Annotated in this window: 13 protein-coding genes; 5 read left to right on the forward strand and 8 right to left on the reverse strand. The window is 45.8% G+C overall.

Annotated elements, in window-relative coordinates; all coding sequences use genetic code 11:
• Positions 1 to 84: 84 nt before the first annotated feature.
• Positions 85 to 2,148, forward strand: coding sequence for an ATP-binding protein (locus AB6E52_RS02270; protein ID WP_017065171.1), 2,064 nt, complete (start codon positions 85 to 87; stop codon positions 2,146 to 2,148).
• A 120-nt stretch (positions 2,149 to 2,268) separates the two neighbouring features.
• Here the strand turns inward: AB6E52_RS02270 and AB6E52_RS02275 are convergent, their stop codons facing one another.
• The 6 genes from AB6E52_RS02275 to AB6E52_RS02300 all read right to left on the reverse strand — a co-directional run bounded on the left by AB6E52_RS02275 (position 2,269) and on the right by AB6E52_RS02300 (position 10,228).
• Positions 2,269 to 4,719: a family 20 glycosylhydrolase gene (locus AB6E52_RS02275; protein ID WP_102321269.1), complete on the reverse strand. Its 2,451-nt coding sequence runs from the start codon at positions 4,717 to 4,719 to the stop codon at positions 2,269 to 2,271.
• Between the two features lie 165 nt (positions 4,720 to 4,884).
• Positions 4,885 to 5,520, reverse strand: coding sequence for a bifunctional 4-hydroxy-2-oxoglutarate aldolase/2-dehydro-3-deoxy-phosphogluconate aldolase (locus tag AB6E52_RS02280; protein WP_017084927.1), 636 nt, complete (start codon positions 5,518 to 5,520; stop codon positions 4,885 to 4,887).
• 19 nt (positions 5,521 to 5,539) lie between these two features.
• On the reverse strand, positions 5,540 to 6,487 hold the full coding sequence (locus AB6E52_RS02285) for a sugar kinase (protein WP_102321270.1): 948 nt from the start codon (positions 6,485 to 6,487) through the stop codon (positions 5,540 to 5,542).
• 90 nt (positions 6,488 to 6,577) lie between these two features.
• Positions 6,578 to 8,092, reverse strand: coding sequence for a sodium:solute symporter family protein (locus AB6E52_RS02290; protein ID WP_102321271.1), 1,515 nt, complete (start codon positions 8,090 to 8,092; stop codon positions 6,578 to 6,580).
• 206 nt (positions 8,093 to 8,298) lie between these two features.
• Positions 8,299 to 8,691: a RidA family protein gene (locus AB6E52_RS02295; RefSeq protein WP_017065166.1), complete on the reverse strand. Its 393-nt coding sequence runs from the start codon at positions 8,689 to 8,691 to the stop codon at positions 8,299 to 8,301.
• Between the two features lie 103 nt (positions 8,692 to 8,794).
• Complete coding sequence (locus AB6E52_RS02300) at positions 8,795 to 10,228, reverse strand: amidohydrolase family protein (protein ID WP_102320915.1); 1,434 nt, start codon at positions 10,226 to 10,228, stop codon at positions 8,795 to 8,797.
• A gap of 176 nt (positions 10,229 to 10,404) precedes the next feature.
• Here AB6E52_RS02300 and AB6E52_RS02305 point away from each other — a divergent pair, with 176 nt between their 5' ends.
• Together AB6E52_RS02305 and AB6E52_RS02310 are read left to right on the forward strand one after the other, a co-directional pair.
• Positions 10,405 to 11,679: an amino acid deaminase gene (locus AB6E52_RS02305; protein ID WP_102320916.1), complete on the forward strand. Its 1,275-nt coding sequence runs from the start codon at positions 10,405 to 10,407 to the stop codon at positions 11,677 to 11,679.
• 89 nt (positions 11,680 to 11,768) lie between these two features.
• Positions 11,769 to 12,632 (forward strand): MurR/RpiR family transcriptional regulator, encoded by an 864-nt coding sequence (locus AB6E52_RS02310; RefSeq protein WP_017632021.1) that lies wholly within the window; start codon positions 11,769 to 11,771, stop codon positions 12,630 to 12,632.
• Positions 12,633 to 12,753: 121 nt separating this feature from the next.
• Here the strand turns inward: AB6E52_RS02310 and AB6E52_RS02315 are convergent, their stop codons facing one another.
• Entirely contained in the window at positions 12,754 to 13,296 is a 543-nt protein-coding gene (locus tag AB6E52_RS02315; protein WP_102320917.1) for an AAA family ATPase, read from the reverse strand.
• A 68-nt stretch (positions 13,297 to 13,364) separates the two neighbouring features.
• On the reverse strand, positions 13,365 to 13,904 hold the full coding sequence (locus tag AB6E52_RS02320; RefSeq protein WP_102320918.1) for a hydrolase: 540 nt from the start codon (positions 13,902 to 13,904) through the stop codon (positions 13,365 to 13,367).
• A 189-nt stretch (positions 13,905 to 14,093) separates the two neighbouring features.
• Here AB6E52_RS02320 and AB6E52_RS02325 point away from each other — a divergent pair, with 189 nt between their 5' ends.
• Complete coding sequence (locus AB6E52_RS02325) at positions 14,094 to 14,666, forward strand: porin family protein (protein WP_102320919.1); 573 nt, start codon at positions 14,094 to 14,096, stop codon at positions 14,664 to 14,666.
• A gap of 231 nt (positions 14,667 to 14,897) precedes the next feature.
• Entirely contained in the window at positions 14,898 to 16,520 is a 1,623-nt protein-coding gene (locus AB6E52_RS02330; RefSeq protein ID WP_102320920.1) for a phosphoethanolamine transferase, read from the forward strand.
• Positions 16,521 to 16,698 lie beyond the last annotated feature (178 nt).

Consider the following 16,698-nt stretch of genomic DNA (forward strand, 5'->3'; position numbering starts at 1 on the left):
TTCGCTTAAAAAGCAAACATAAAACCTTGTCAAACCACTAGCTCAAAGAGGCAAGCCACTAATTTTAAAGGGATTTGATCAGAAATGATGAATAACAATCGATATTGGTTATTCCTGTGTACCTGTTTATTGATTGGTTTGGTGCAGGTCACCACCAAGAATGGCATCAGCCAGTGGAAGCTTGAACAAGCCCAACGCTATGCCGAACAGCGCTTCCTTGGCTACATTGCCGAAGCAAGGCGAACCCTTAAGCGTTTCTATTATCTGCCCTACCTAGTAACCAATGATGAAACCAGTGTGCGCTTCATTGATGGTGAAGCCCGCCTAGAAAAACGCATTAAGAAGCAGCTAATTCAATTGGATAAAGCCGCCAACACCAAGGGCTGGTATCTGCTTTCTGGCGAAGGGGACTTGTTGGTATCGAGTGTTGAAAGAAGCAAACTGAGCAATAAGAACGCCAGTACAATTGTTTCGAAGATCCACCAACAAGGTGGTGCGATTTCAGTGGTGACAAAAAACAAAGGCGTGACACCCGATTACTTCATAGCGGCACCCGTATATCGAGCCTCTGATGTGGTTGGCATTGTCGCGGTGCAAATCGATTTGTCATTGTTAACCGATCAATGGTTTGCCGATGGTGAGGCGATACTGTTTCAGAACCCTCGCGATCAGTTCTTTCTCTCCAGTGACAACAGGTTGAGTGCCGATTGGTTCAATGACACCTTCAATTCTCAGCCCACAGCGACAAAACGTGAGCTGTATGACCAAACCCATATTCGCGTGTGGCGATTGCAAGATAAAGATTACCTAATTCAGTCCATCAAGTTAGACGATCTGAATTGGCGTTTAACCTACCTAACGCCATTAACCAGCCTCAACCAGACCACGAACTGGATCAGCTGGAGTGTGGCGGTTGGCTGTCTTTTCATTCTGTTACTGTTGGTTATTCTTTACCAAAGACGCCAGAAAAAGCTCAGCAATCTGAGAATCCAAAAGCTTATCGAAGAGTCTGAGAAACGACTGTCTGGGATGATCAATAAAACCCATGTTGGGTTAATACTGATCGATAAACACGGACGCATTCACGATATCAACCTGATGGCGAAGAACTACTTTTCACTATCTGATTCAATGATCAATAACATCAAGGCGTGGCAGTTATTTGAGGCAGGTAATCCGAATTCAACCACCTTGCAACTGCTCAAAAACTTAGAGCAGCATCAAGAGCTGGCCGAGATAACTAGCGTCGAAACCATGGCAAGACGCAGCGATGGCAGCTACTTCCCTGTTTTATTCTCTATTAGCGCCTTTCCTTGGCATGCGACGACTTACTACCTGTGTACCGTAATCGATATCAGCAAACGTAAGAAAGCCGAAATTGCGGTGCAAAACGCCAATAAAACGCTACAACTGCGGGTCGAAGAGCGAACTCAAGATCTAAAAGATGCGCAGCAAGAACTTGTCGAATCTAGCAAACTGGCTGCACTAGGGCGGATGTCGAGTGCGATTACTCATGAACTCAATCAGCCGCTTACTGGCCTAAAAACCCTACTTTCGAGTAACCAGTTGCTGATGGAAAGAGGCGAGACTAAGATGCTGAAAGCGAACATGGATCTGGTGATGAGCCTAATCGACCGAATGGCTAACATGACTAGCCAGCTGAAGTCATTCGCCTTCCAAAGACTTGAAAAGCCTTACCCAGTTTCACTGACAGACGCATTGCAAGAAACCCTGCGAATTCATCAAGCCGAACTGGAAAACGTCGATATTCGCGTGCGTGTCGCTTCCAATATTTCGATGGTAATGGGAGAAGAGGCGCGACTTCGTCAAGTGCTTGGTAACCTGCTTAGAAACGCTGTCGATGCCACGCAGAATCAGAAACCAGCAACCATTGTGATCAGCGCTCATACCGAGCAACAACGCGTGATCATCAAGGTTCAAGATAACGGTTGTGGTGTGTCTGAAGATCAACTCGAAACCATTTTCGAACCATTTCATACCAACAAAAAGATGGGCGAAGGCTTGGGGCTCGGGTTGGCTATCACAGCGAACAACGTGCGCGATATGCAAGGCACATTAATAGCGAAGAACAATTCAGACCAAGGCATGACATTTACGTTAACACTAAACAATAGCGATAGTGAGTAGTTACTTACACAGACCTTGAACTCCACATTCTATTGAAGCGCTAGAACTAAAAAACCGCCCACAGAGGGCGGTTTTGATTCACTTATTGGCGTGTGACTTATTCACTAATCCGTTAACGACTTACTCAGCTAACTGCTTCAACAACAGTTCTGTCGGGCGAACAATCGCGATGATAGATTCATCATAGATCTTCGCTGACTCAGACAGTATCGCTTGGTAGGCATTCGCATCTGATGCTCGAATTTTTTCACCCGCTTGTGCTTTAGCAATCAAGGTTAACGCCAAGTCTGCGACTTCCGCCGTTTTCTCTGCGACAACCACAGTATCTACCGAAGACACATTACCTGCAAAAACGGTCTCAGCCGCAAGTGCAGCCGCTTTTGCTTGATGATAATGCTCTGCAAGTTGCTCAAGCGCTTGTTGATTACCCGTCGCGACTTCATTGACCAAATCTTGCATCTCATACACGGCGTAGCTTTCTACTGGCAGCGCATCAACAAAGCGGTTTAAGCGCTCGTATTGGCTATATAAAGTGCCCTTAGGTTCAGTAGAATTCCACTTTTCCCAGTTACGTGCATAGTATTGAGCTGGCTCGGTGTATTTAGCTAGCACTCGCAGGTCGTGAATATCTTGGCCTTTTGCAATGCGCTTCAACAACATGTCAGCATCGGCGTGGTGACGCAGGCCTACCGACACTTCCGACCATGTATCCATCGCTTTCATGCGCTTGTACATGCTGCGTTCGTCAGTCAGTTCTGCATCCGACCAGAAACGCTCTGCAATTGCATAGCTGCGAGGCCATAGGTAATTTTCTACCGTGAGGCTGTCTTTGTTCTCTAGCCACATGGTGATCTCGCCGCCCAAGATAAGCTCTTTTTCTTTGTCGGTTAATTCTGCAGGGTAACCACCATTTGGTTCAGGAATCACGCTGCCTTCAACATCACTGCTCGCAATCACTTCACCTGTGGTTGGCCAACGCACGTTACCGACCAATTGGTAACTGCCTTCTGCAAAACCCTTTGGATTCAGGTTTAGGTTGAATTCGGTGTAAGACATGAAGTTATCGAAGTGGCCAACAAAGGTTTTACCCGGCACATAATTAAGGATGTAAATCTCTTCGCGAGACTTGCCGTTGTAATCACTGAATGCGCGGAAAGTGCCGTCTTTCGCTTCAATAATAGTCAGTGTTCCCTTACGTGGGCCGCCTTTTGAACGTGGCTTCTCCCATTGATACGTCACGAACTTTTCGCCGCTGTGCAGCTTATCGTCAACTGTGATGCCACTTGGCATTGGGTCATTGCGATAGTGGTAGCTAGTCGGCTGAGGTTGATCTAGGTAGTAACCTGTAGAAAGAATACCTGGGTAGCCCTCTTTCGCAGCACGACCAATGCTATCGTGCCCTTGCCAGCTTTGAATCACGATTGAAGTCGGCAGGTCTTTATGCCAAATCTCATCCCAACCGGTCATCTTCTTACCACGCTCTTCGAGCATCTTCTCAACTTTTACATTGAGGTAAGACTGCAGACCACGCTCGCCATCGATATTGTTCTCTTCAATGAACTGTTGGTGCTTTTCGCTGTTTTTCCATTGCGCATAGTTCGGCTCATCGCCACCGATATGAAAGTACTCATCAGGGAACAGCTCGGTCACTTCGTCAAACACGTCACCTAGCATCTCGTAGACTTCTGGGTTCAGTGGATCCATGAGAGGTTCAAACACGCCCCAGCCTCTTTCTTGCTCGTAGTTTTGCCCTTCACCGCCCGACATCAAACGCGGGTAAGCGTGAGCCACCGCAGAAGAGTGACCCGGAAGAGACACCTCTGGAATCACACGAATACCAAGGTTACGCGCGTATTCAACTAGGTAGCGAACCTGGTCTTTGGTGTAGTAATTACCATCAGCGGTTTCAGACCACAGACGCGGCCATGATTCGGTTTGAATGCGAATGCCTTGGTCGTCCCAGAAGTGCCAATGAAATACGTTCATCTTCGCCGACGCCATCGCATCTAACTGACGAATCAGCACATCGAATTCAATGAAGTGACGTGAAGTATCGTAAGAAACACCACGCCAGCGGAAGCGAGGCTCATCGACTATCGTAACGGCAGGAATATGGTAGCCAGTCGCAGTGGTCTCAACGAGCTGTAAAAGGGTTTCGATGCCGTGAATAGTGCCGTATGGGCTTGGAGAGCTCAGCGTGATTTGTTCACCCTGAGTGGTAATTTTGTAGGACTCTACAGAGTCGATGTTCTGTACTTCAGACTTTGGCGCCGCGTCGATATCAATGATCAGGTTCGCTTGGTCTGCACTATCCACCTGCCAATTTAAAATCGGCACACCCGTCTGACGCTCAAGGCGATCAATAAATCGTTTCGCCGTGTATTCAACGCGATCAGAATTAAAGCCTTTGATGTAAACCTTGAAGTTACCGTCGACCTTCACTTGCCCAGCTTTCAGCTCGACCGTTTGTGGGTACGGCATTAAATTTAGATCGGTATTTGGAGCCATTGCTAACGCCATTGGGGACACTACTGAACCTGAAATCAATAGGGATAATATAGTTTTTTTCATTATTAGTTTTCCTATATAAATATGGTTCTGTTTTGTTTATCGGAGGCGATTCACAAAACAGAACCATCAGCCACTGCTGTTGCTCGTTATCTCTGATTCGAAAGCTTGTTCTCACTAGTTAAAAAAAATTGTTGCGAGCTTCAAGCTTATCGTTAGGTCAAAAACTTATTGCTCGTTAACAAGAGCGACCGCTTCACGAACCAATACTGCAATCTCATCCCATTGCTCGTTCTCGATCATCTTTGGCGACACCATCCAAGTACCACCACAGCACACCACGCGATCCACTGCTAAGTAGTCATTCACGTTGTGTTTACCGATACCGCCCGTTGGCATTAAAGACACATCAACGTATGGCGCTAGCAGAGACTTCACCATGTTGATGCCACCAGACGCTTCTGCAGGGAAGAACTTCAAGAAGTTAAGACCAAGCTCTAGCGCTTGCTCAACTTGGCTTGGGTTGTTTACGCCCGGAACGATTGGCATGCCTATTTCTTGGCAACGTTTTACGGTGTTTGGATTCAGGCCCGGAGCCACGATGAATTCACTGCCCGACTCTTTCGCAAGGTCGATCTGCGCTGGCGTTAATACTGTGCCGGCACCGATACACATTTCTGGATACGCATCGCGCATCGCACGAATCGCGTCTGCTGCCGCTTCAGTACGGAATGTGACTTCAGCAACTGGTAGGCCGTTTTCTACCAACACTTTTGCCAGTGGAATCGCGTGTTCAACCTTGTTGATTTGGATAACAGGGATAACTTTGAATTGCTTAAGTTTGTTGATCATTTCTTGAGACATAATAATTCCGCTTTTTATTTTATTTTTTAATCAGTTGGCTCATAGCGCTCACGGGGATGATCGCGCCAGAGTATTGAATAACGATTGAAGCCAGTTGGTGGCCAAGTTCGGCTGCGTCGGTGGTGCTCTCGCCAGTAAGACGCGCAGCTAAATAACCCGCGGCGAATGAATCGCCCGCCGCGCAGGTGTCGACCACGTTAGAAACACGCATCGCTGAAACATAATTCTCAACAATGTTGCCCTGTTCAACTTGAACAATCTTGCATGGCTCACAGCCACGTTTGATGACGATCTCTTGGCAACCCAAACGGATACAACGTTGTTGAACGCTCTCTGAGTTCCCCCAGACAAGCAGATCGTCGTCTTCGGTAATCAAGGCGATGTCCACCAGCGGCAGTAACTTGGCATACCAATGTTGAGCTTGCTCGGTGCTCCAAAGTTGCGGGCGATAGTTATTGTCAAAAATCACCTTACCGCCTTGGTTTGAGAACACGCTAATCGCTTTGAATAGGCGCTCGCGAGAGGCATCATCCAAGATCGCGATACTGATACCGCTGATGTAAACCGCGTCGACTTGCTTCTCTGTCAGCGCGATTTCAAGCTTATTCAGGTCGTCAGTTTGAAAGTAAGATTTTACTGCCGCGTCATTGCGCCAATAGTGGAAATGTCGCTCACCCGTTTCGTCCGTTTCTACCATGTACAAACCGGGCAACTTGTTTGGAATACGTTCAACGAAATTGGTTTGAATGCCTTCTAGTTGCCAGCTATCAATCATGTTTTGAGACAGTTCATCGCTACCCAAACCAGTCGCGTAATGAACAGACAGGTTTTGATGTTGGGTTAAGCGAGAAAGGTAAAGCGCGGTATTGAGCGTGTCACCGCCAAATTTTTTGGTTAATGGAGAGCCGCTTATTTCGACCATACATTCGCCGAAGAAAGCAATATTGAAATGAGAAGATGCAGGCATAGCCGATCCTAAAATAGAGAGATATATGTGGGAGAAGGCCCTGCCACTAAGCAGGACCTGAATTAAGCAAACCAGTTGTGGAGACTAGGTTTAGCTTGTTTGATTTGCAGGACGTTGAGGTGCCGCTTCTTCTTCAAGTACGCCAGTCTCAGACATTTCCATCTCCATCAGAGCACGCTCGTCATCAAGAATCGCTTTTGCCATTTCAGGTGTTACTTGGTTAGCCGGAGTCACTAGGCTCACAACCACACCTGCCGTTAGAGCAAGCAGACATGATGGGATAACTGGGTTGCCCCAGAAGGCTGTGTAGTCAGCGTTTAACATTACTACGAATGAAGCTACAGAAGCACCCGCTAGTGTTGCAAGCGCACCTTGCCAGTTGTAGCGTTTCCAGAATTTACCCAACATACCGCACACAAACATGCCCGACATAACCGTTGAAATCATCTTAGTGATGTAGCCAATGATGTCGTTTGACGTCAGTGCGAACAGTAGTGCGAAGCCAATCACCACAACCAAAGCTAGACGAGAGTAGTTCAACATTGATTCTTTGTTTGGTACGCGGCCTGTGAACATCACGTACACGTCACGCAGTAGGATAGATACACCGGCAATCGCATCTGAGCTTGCACTCGACATGGTTGCTGATAGACCTGCGATAAGAACAATCATGCCTACGCCAACAGGTAGTACCGTCGCTGCAATGTAAGGGAACGAGAAGTTCGGGTTATCCAGCGTTGGGTCAATAGCGTGTGCCGCCATACCTATGATTGCTGGAATAATAGAGAAGAAAAGGTACAACACACCAGAAGCCACGAAAGAGCGACGGATAGTTGAAACATCTTTACCAGAGTAGATACGCTGGCGGAATGAAGGTGTTGCAAGTACGCCCACACCGATAACCACAGCCAGAGAAACAGCAGGCAGAATGCCCAGTTTATCGATTGCTAAAAAGCTTGTAGCAGCAGGGTCCATCGCAGCGTAAAGGTTGTCCATGCCACCAATGTGATCAACAGACATTACCGCCATTAGGATGAAGCCAGCAAAAAGGATGATTGCTTGAATCGTATCGGTCCATACAACTGCTGTGTAACCACCGATAACAACGTAGATAGTGAAAGCTGCAGCAATAATAATTTTCGCAAGGTTAAGGTCGATGTCTGCAATCCACGCTAGGTACATGCCGCCACCTAGAATGTGCGCACCTAACCAACCGATTGACGCGATAAAGATAAGTAGGCCAACCACGTTTTTTACGATTCGGTTAGCGCCAACGTAATAAGCCAGCTCTTCACTCATGGTCATGAAGTTCAGTTTACGAACCGGAGCAAACCAAAGTGCAAGCAATAGGATGCCGACAGCACCGCCTATTCCGTACAGAGCACCCGCCCAACCATTTGCGTAGCCGAAGCCAACCGCGCCCATACTTGAACCCGTGCCGACCATAGTCGCAACTGTTGTACCAAGTACTAAGAATAATGGCAGGCCACGGCCGCCTAATAAGAAATCTTCGCCAGATTTTTGATTACGCGAGACAAACCAGCCTAACCAAATTAAAAAACATACGTACACGCCGAAGCCTGTAAGAAAAAGTGTGCTGTTCATTTGACACCTCTCAGTGAAATATTAAGTTCATTCTTGAACTTTATTTATGATTCATTCATTTTTATATTTCATATAATTACTTCATTGATTTTATCTATTTTAATTAAAGTAATTTTTATAAATGTAGGGTGAGAGTATTAAAGGATAATAACAGGGATGACTAACCCCTAATACTCTCTAAGTAGGTATTTGTGATTAGGTTATTACTAAACGCGATCCGCGCGGTAGCAAGTCACATCTACTTCAACCTTCACGTCTACAACTAGGTCGCAAACCATGCAGATACGAGCCGGTGGGTTAGCACCGAAGAACTCTTTGAATACCTTATTAAAAGATTGGAAGTAACGAGAATCCGTTAGTACAACCTTTACGTGCATTACGTCTTCTAGGCCGTAGCCCGCTTCAGTCATGATATCGACACAGTTTTGGATCGCTAGACGAGACTGGTCAACAATGCCACCCTCTACCACTTCACCATCTGTCATCGGTGTCTGGCCAGAAACGTATAGGAAACCACCCGCTTCAGTTGCGCGTGCAAATGGTAAATGTTGTCCGCCTGTACCTGTACCGCCTTCAACACCGTAACGTTTAATAGTCATTTTTTAACTCCACTTCTTTATAGATAATATTGGTTCTTTACCAAAATATTTAAATTAATTCGTCGTTTTCTTATTACTGTATATTTAATAAAATAATTAAATTCTAGTTACGGTAAATAAAAACGCCTGAACGATTATTTTTTACTTTTCCTTTTTGGTAAGTTAACTCACCATTTACAAATACACTTTCTATTCCCTCAGCAACTGAAATAGGATTTTCAAATGTTGCTGTGTCTTTAATATTCTTTGGATCAAATAAAACTAAATCGGCAAATGCGTCTTGGCGAATCTCACCTCTTCCCGCGAGGTTGTAACGCTTCGCAGACATTCCGGTCATTTTGTGAATCGCTTCTGGCAGCGCGAACAGTTTTTCATCTCGGCAGTAATGGCCTAAGACTTTCGGGAAAGTGCCCCACAATCTTGGATGTGGATGCGGGTCATTGGGTAAACCATCAGAACCAACCATGGTCAGTTTGTATTTCAATACTCGCTTTACGTCGTTCTCATCCATGCAGTGGTAAACCGCACCTGCTGGTTGAAGCGCTTTTGCTGCGTCCATCAAGGGTAGGTTCATCTCATCAGCAATCTGCTTAAGCGTTTTGCCTGCATGTTCTGGCTTTGCTTTAGACCAAGTGATGAAGATATCGAAATCGTCTGTCACCTGTTTCAGATCTAATGTCGAAGAGCTCGCTGAATATGGGTAGCAGTCGCAAGACACATCTTGGTGCTCAGAAACCTTGTCCATCAAATCAAGTACTTCAACGGTTCTGCCCCAGTTACCTGCACCTGCACATTTAAGATGAGAGATAACAACGGGCACTTTCGCGTATTGGCCGGTCTCAAACGCTTCTTCCATCGCGCTTAAGATCTCTTCGAATTCGGTACGCATATGCGTGGTATAGATGCCGCCATGGCTAGAAAGCACTTTTGCTAACTGCATTACTTCATTAGCGTTGGCCTGTTTCGCGCTTGCGTAAGCCAAACCTGAACTCAAACCCAGTGCACCTTGCTCCATCGCTAAATCAAGGTTGGTTTGCATTGCTGCAATTTCTTCTTCGCTTGCGGTGCGTTGTAGGTCGTCCATCACTTGGTTACGTAGTGTGGTGTGGCCAACTAACGCTGCTACGTTCACCGCTGGTTGCGCTTGCTCTACAGCTTGTGCATACGCGGCAAAGGTTGGGTATTTGAAATCAGCCTGCGCGCCTAATAGGTTCATTGGATCTGGTGGATCGCCCGCCAAAACCGTTGGCGATGCGCTAATACCACAATTGCCAACAATTACGGTTGTCACACCTTGGCTGATCTTAGGTAGGCAGTCTGGGTAACGAATTACATTCGTATCGTCGTGTGTGTGTACATCGATGAATCCAGGAGCCAATGCTAAGCCAGCTCCCTCAACCAACTGGCTACAATCTTCATGATCGATTTTGCCAATTTCGGCGATTTTTCCATCTCGGATTGCTACATCGGCACAAAACGATTGTTCGCCGGTGCCATCAAACACCTCTACATTTTTAATTATCGTATCGAACAACATTTCTCACTCTCTCAATCCACTTTGTTGATGGCGTTATATTAGAAATCCAGCCGATTATTTTCAGTGACAAAAAACACATAATATTTTAATTTGTGTGATAGTTTCTATCACAAAGCACATTACAGATATATTTAAACATTAAATAACAACCACTTAAATCATGTTAGGAATCAGCAATGAAACATAACCCTGCACAAAAAGATGTTATAAAGTATCAAAAAGATAGTTTCATCTTGACTGAAAAAGGCCAAAAAGGGAGAGCAATATCACAATCTGAGAACGGTATTTATCGATTGATTGATGAAGACATTTCGCTTCCGGTAGCAATTATCAAACAATCAGCGTTGACCAATAACCTGAATTGGATGCAATCATTCGCCGATCATCACCAGGTTAAATTGTCGCCACACGGCAAAACATCGATGACACCTGATTTCTTCCGTCAACAGCTAGAAAATGGTGCTTGGGGAATTACCGTTGCGACACCTGCACAAGCAGAAATTGCAGCAATGGCAGGTGCAAAAAGAATCATCATGGCTAACCAATTGGTGGGTAAAACCAACATGGCGATCATCGAACAGCTTATTAGTGAGTTCGACGTTGATTTCTATTGCTGTGTGGATTCGTCAGTCAACGTGCAGCAACTCAACCAATATTTCTCCAACAAAAAGCAGACGCTAAAAGTTCTAATCGAGTTTGGTGTTCCGGGTGGCCGTTGTGGTTGTCGTTCACCTCAAGAAGTTCTAGAGCTAGCGCAAACTATCCAAGATTCGCCTGCGCTTTCGCTAGCGGGTATTGAGGTATACGAGGGTGTGATTCATGGCGACAATGCCGAGCAAGACATTCGTACCTTCTTAAACCAAGCGCTCACTTCGGTCGAAAGCCTCGCATCAGACGGCTTAATTACCGGTCAACCTATCATTACGGGCGCAGGTTCGGCTTGGTATGACGTGGTGGCAGAATGTTTGGCGAACCTAACTGATTACTTAGCGATTATCCGCCCAGGTTGTTATGCCATTCAAGATACTGGGATCTATCTCGATGCCCAAAGCAAGGTGTTGCAACGTGCCCAAGTAAACCAAGGTTACGCGTGTGAATTGGGTGGTGATTTAGAGTCGGCACTTGAGGTTTGGGCGTATGTTATCTCTCGTCCGGAGCCAACCAAACTGGTGATCGGGCTAGGTAAGCGTGATGTGGCCTTCGATGCAGGTTTACCTATTGCCGAGCGCGGCTATCACAATGGTGAAGCTATCTCAGTGAAAGGTCTGACTGCTACCGCGGTAATGGATCAGCATACTTTTGTTGAAACGGACGGCTCTGCTGAGATTGAAGTGGGCGACATGATTGCGTTTTCAACCTCACACCCATGTTTAACCTTCGATAAGTGGCGTTACATTGCTATCAGCGATGACGACTATCAGGTAACAAACTGGGTAGAGACCTGCTTCTAGCTCGATTTTTCAATAAGCTAGAATCAGCGAAGCAATCAGATATACTAACGGGGCTAAGCCTTAGCCCCATCAACAAAGGATCAGGATTCTTGAGTTTAGAAGTAGATATCATTTCACAGATAACCGAGCGTTTTCCCGCTCTTCGTGATGCAGAGAAAAAAGTCGCTAAGCTGATCATGGACGACATTGATTTTGCAGCCAATGCCAGTATCACAGAGCTTGCTGAAGGTGCTCAAGTCAGTGAAGCCACGATTACCCGTTTTGCTAAGGCGATCGGCTGTAACAACGTGCGTGATATGAAAATCAAGCTTGCTCAAACCCTAACCGTCGGCCAGCGCTTTATTCTTGAACCGGTAAACCAAACGGGCTATCAAGGTATCTACGAATCGATCAAGCAGAGCCTAGACATCAACCGCACTCTATTCAAAGAGCAAGACGTAGAAACCGCGGTGAGTTGGTTGCACAACGCCAGACAGATCATTGCTATCGGCATGGGTGGCGGCTCGACCATCGCCTCTCAAGAGCTGCAACACAGACTGTTTCGCTTAGGTTACCCAGTGGTGTCGTACAACGATGGCTTGATGTCACGCATGGTTGCTGCCACGGCAGATGCCAACGATGTGATGGTGATGATTTCCGCGACAGGTTTTACGCCAGTGATCACCGAAACCGCCGAACTAGCAAAGCAGTATGGCCTTAAGATCATCGCGATTACCCCGCAAGACACGCCACTGGCAAAGATTGCCAATATTGTTTTGCCAATCAAACACATGGAAACCGACTTCATCTACAAACCATCAGCATCTCGCTACGCAATGCTGGCATTGGTGGACGTGCTTTCGATGGGTATGGCGGTCAATCATAAGAACCGCTCGCGCGATAAACTGCGTCGCTTGAAGGTTGCACTCGATTCTTACCGAGGTGGTGGCGACCGACAACCTCTCGGTGATTAAACGTTACCGAAACCAAGCTTCTCGCAGCTAAATCAAAATAGAATCTGAATGAAAAAGCCCCGCAGTATTCACTCAATCGAGTCGATACTGCGGGGCTTTTTAGTTGTGGATTTGCTAGAAATTACTCGCCTGAGTCAATTGAAGTTAAAATGAACTCGACTCGTTCCTCAACAGATAACTTAGGCACTTCCACCAGCTGATAACCAAACTGGGTATAGGCTACGACCATTTTTTCGTAAGTGGCGATCGCTTCATCTAAATCTTGCTTGCGCTCTTGGTCATTGATGAAAATCGAATCCCATGGCGGGAAGATAAATACCTTGGCGTTGTATGCGAGTTCATTACAGCTGCTCAGCAAGAATTCGGGAACGGGTAACGTTTCTAGCAAGCTGTAACCGTATGAATCCACAATGCTTCTATCAAAGAAAACGAGTTGCTCACTTGCCTCAAACACTTGGTAATTGGCTAACTCTTCTCGCACCATCTCATCACGAAAAGCCACTTTGTCTAACCATGGTAAGGCGTGACCTTGTTGCTCAACTTGATGCTGAATCACTTTACGCCCAACTTCTGATGCGCAGCTATAGCCCTTGCTTTTCAAAGCGTCGATGACCGAGGTTTTGCCCGATCCCGGCCCACCGGTAAATACGATTAGATTGTTCAAATAGACCTCTTCAAAGGGGGAAAATAACGAATTGAACGTTAACGAAACTCAAGTTAACGAAACTCAAGTTAACGAATCAAGGACAGAATGGACTTAAATTCTGGTGCGCGGCAATCTTTCACTAGCTCATATAAGCTCATTTCTAATCCCGTAATTTGGACACCAGCGTCACGCAAACGGCTGATAGCCAGTTTCTTATTCAATGCTGTTCGTGAACTAATGCAATCACCAACGACCTGAACCTTGTAGTCAAGTTCCAACAAACCCATTGCGGTTTGATAAACACAAATATGAGCCTCAATGCCACACACCAACCACGTATCCACATCTTTAGCTTGCACTGCCTCAACAAACTTGGGCTCGTTACACGCGTTGAACGTAAATTTTGCTATCGGCTTAGAGTCACTCAATAGGTCATTCAGCTCACTAACGGTTGCCCCCAACTTCTCTGGATTCTGCTCCAAGCTCACAATAGGAAGGCCTAAAACCTGAGCTCCCTCAATCAGCTTTCCACAGTTAGAAATCAGTGTATCGCTCTCATCAACAAGGCGTGCGAGCTTGCCCTGAACGTCCACAACCACCAAGCCTGTCTTATGTTTCGTTACCATGTGTATTCCTTGTTTTAGCAGCCTAACTCAATAAGCAATCTGATTAGTATTTTTTCTACTATGTAATGATTTAGCTTACAAAGCCATACAGTAATAGGTATGAGACTACGGAATAATACTCACCAACGGTCGAAAGGCCGAAAACAAAAATAATTGATACTGCATGACATTAAAGAGTGAGTAAGAACAATGAACAAATTCGCGAAATCAGCATTAGCACTGGGTTTAATCAGCGCGGTTTCTCTTCCAGCTTTAGCCGCAGGTACTGACGGCGGTGCGTACATCGGTGGTGGCCTTGGTGTGTACCAAGATTCTGATACAGACGGTCAAGGCAACCTAGACTCAGACGGCATGGGTTACAACCTATATGGTGGCTACCAGTTCAACCGTATTGTTGGTGTTGAACTTGGCTACAACGATTACTCAGACTACAAACAGGGCACTGCAAAAGTGTCTCCAACGTCTGTTTCTGTATCTGCAAACCTAGGTTACACGTTCGACAACACGATTCGCCCGTTCGTATTGGCAGGTTTAAGTTCTGTTGACCTAAATGCAAATAAGAGTGCTGGTTACGCTGATGACAGCGGTACAGGCTTCCACTTTGGTGTTGGTGTTGAATACACGCCAATCGAAAACCTGACACTGCGCCTAATTTCACAAGCTGATGCTGTGAGCGTAGAAAACTACTACGGTCCATTCAAAACCGAAGATAAAACACTGGCATTCAGCAGTGTTAGCCTAGGTGGTTCATACAACTTCTAATGTGATTGAACCACATAGGATAAGCTAAACATACTAATTCACTTTGCTGTTCCACCTTGTCATGAAGGTCACTCAGTAAAGTGAATTTTTTGTTTCTACACGCCTATCGCGTCATTTCACTTTAACCAGTTATCGCTCATCACCACCCAATTGAGCTTTGTGCGTTGATATTAGAGCTTTCTTGGTAGCGAGACTAAAATAAAGGAATAAGAGACGCAGGAAAACAAACCTATGAATCTACCAAGCTTAAACATGTCGATAAACAAACTGCCCTTTGTGTTGGCTGTGTATTATCTGCTTGTCATCAACATCCCTCTCTCCCACGAGTTGTTTAGTATTGTTCAGGCATCTAAGTCTGAAAGCGTTGCGTTTCTTATATCCATCCCTATCTTCTTCCTTGCTGCCTTCAATTTTATCTTCCAAGTCTTCAACTGGCCGATATTCTCCAAGCCATTTTTTATCTTCTTACTCATCACCTCAACACTCGTCAGCTACAGCATGTTCAATTACGGCATCTATGTCGATTATGGGATGATAGAGAACGTCTTCGAAACCAATAGTGGCGAAGCAGCAAGCTATGTAAGTACCCACTCCATCTTGTGGTTATTCGCGATGGGTATTGTCCCGTCACTGCTGCTACTGTTTACCAAGCTTAAGCGAGAATCATGGAAAGATTTCTTTGTCTGGAAGTCGATTGGATTGCTCTCTTCATTGATTGTTATCGCGATTATTGCAGGGCTGTTTTACAAAGATTATGTCTCGATTGGTCGCAATAACTCGCACATCAAAAAGATGATCATCCCAACCGAATGTGTGTCATCCGCAGTCAAATACATCAATAACACCTACATCAAAGAGCCTATCCCCTACCAAGAGCTAGGATTAGATGCGAAGCAAACACCGCAAGCTAAAGCGGCAACCAAACCGACCTTATTGGTGTTTGTGCTAGGTGAAACTGCGCGCGTGTATAACTACCAATATCATGGCTATGAGAAAGAAACGAACGCTCACACTCAGCCTTACAACCCGATATTTTTCTCTGATGTTCAGTCGTGCGGCACAGCCACTGCGGTTTCTGTGCCGTGTATGTTCTCGAACATGAATCGCAGCAACTACGACCGAGACAAGGCTTACAATCAAGATAACGTGGTCGACATCATGAACCGCGCGGGCATACACTCTATCTGGCGAGAACATGATGGTGGAGACAAGGCGGTTGCACACCGAATCAAAGAGATGACGCTAGTACCCAAAGACAGCGATCCGTTGTGCAATAACGATGTGTGCTACGACACAGCAATGTTAGAGAACTTCGAGCAAGATACTCAAGATCTCAACCAAGATAGCATCATTTTCTATCATATCGCCGGATCTCATGGCCCTACTTACTTTGAACGCTATCCAGAAGAACATAAGAAATTCACGCCTGATTGCGCTCGCGCCGATATTGAAAACTGCACCAAAGAGGAAGTGGTTAACACCTACGACAACACTATCTTGTACACGGATTTCTTCCTATCACAGGCGATGCAAAAGCTTGAGAAACTCACCGATAAATACAACGTGGCGTTGATGTACGTGTCCGATCACGGCGAGTCTCTAGGAGAAAATGGCGTCTACTTACACGGTATGCCTTACTCTCTAGCACCAAAGGAACAAACCCACGTTCCACTGATCTTTTGGATGTCGGATGGCTTTGCTGCCGAGAAAGGCATCAGTGACACGTGCTTGCGTAAAGCAGGAAAAGAGCAGAGCTTCTCACACGATAACCTGTTCGACTCTTTGCTCGGGCTGATGGACGTTCAAACCCAAGAATACCGAGAAAACCAAGACATTTTCGCACCGTGTCGTTAATTCTCTTCACTACTGATTTTAAAGGGGCTCATTGTATGAGCCCCTTTTGGTTTTCTATCTAGTCTAAAACTGTCGTTTTTGTTCAATACCTATCTCAGTTACTCGCCTACACTAGCTGTCATTGAAACGTGGCTCAGCTAATCAATTTATCTCATCGTCAATCGACGCACCTGAGAAC

It is taken from the genome of Vibrio sp. 10N.247.311.13 (assembly GCF_041467595.1).
Lineage (GTDB): Bacteria > Pseudomonadota > Gammaproteobacteria > Enterobacterales > Vibrionaceae > Vibrio > Vibrio crassostreae_C.

What these genes read in the sequence shown, in the direction of transcription:
- AB6E52_RS02270 (WP_017065171.1), top strand. Translation starts at nt 85, where the DNA reads ATGATGAATAACAATCGATATTGGTTATTCCTGTGTACCTGTTTATTG.
- AB6E52_RS02275 (WP_102321269.1), bottom strand. Translation starts at nt 4,719, where the DNA reads ATGAAAAAAACTATATTATCCCTATTGATTTCAGGTTCAGTAGTGTCC.
- AB6E52_RS02280 (WP_017084927.1), bottom strand. Translation starts at nt 5,520, where the DNA reads ATGTCTCAAGAAATGATCAACAAACTTAAGCAATTCAAAGTTATCCCT.
- AB6E52_RS02285 (WP_102321270.1), bottom strand. Translation starts at nt 6,487, where the DNA reads ATGCCTGCATCTTCTCATTTCAATATTGCTTTCTTCGGCGAATGTATG.
- AB6E52_RS02290 (WP_102321271.1), bottom strand. Translation starts at nt 8,092, where the DNA reads ATGAACAGCACACTTTTTCTTACAGGCTTCGGCGTGTACGTATGTTTT.
- AB6E52_RS02295 (WP_017065166.1), bottom strand. Translation starts at nt 8,691, where the DNA reads ATGACTATTAAACGTTACGGTGTTGAAGGCGGTACAGGTACAGGCGGA.
- AB6E52_RS02300 (WP_102320915.1), bottom strand. Translation starts at nt 10,228, where the DNA reads ATGTTGTTCGATACGATAATTAAAAATGTAGAGGTGTTTGATGGCACC.
- AB6E52_RS02305 (WP_102320916.1), top strand. Translation starts at nt 10,405, where the DNA reads ATGAAACATAACCCTGCACAAAAAGATGTTATAAAGTATCAAAAAGAT.
- AB6E52_RS02320 (WP_102320918.1), bottom strand. Translation starts at nt 13,904, where the DNA reads ATGGTAACGAAACATAAGACAGGCTTGGTGGTTGTGGACGTTCAGGGC.
- AB6E52_RS02325 (WP_102320919.1), top strand. Translation starts at nt 14,094, where the DNA reads ATGAACAAATTCGCGAAATCAGCATTAGCACTGGGTTTAATCAGCGCG.
- AB6E52_RS02330 (WP_102320920.1), top strand. Translation starts at nt 14,898, where the DNA reads ATGAATCTACCAAGCTTAAACATGTCGATAAACAAACTGCCCTTTGTG.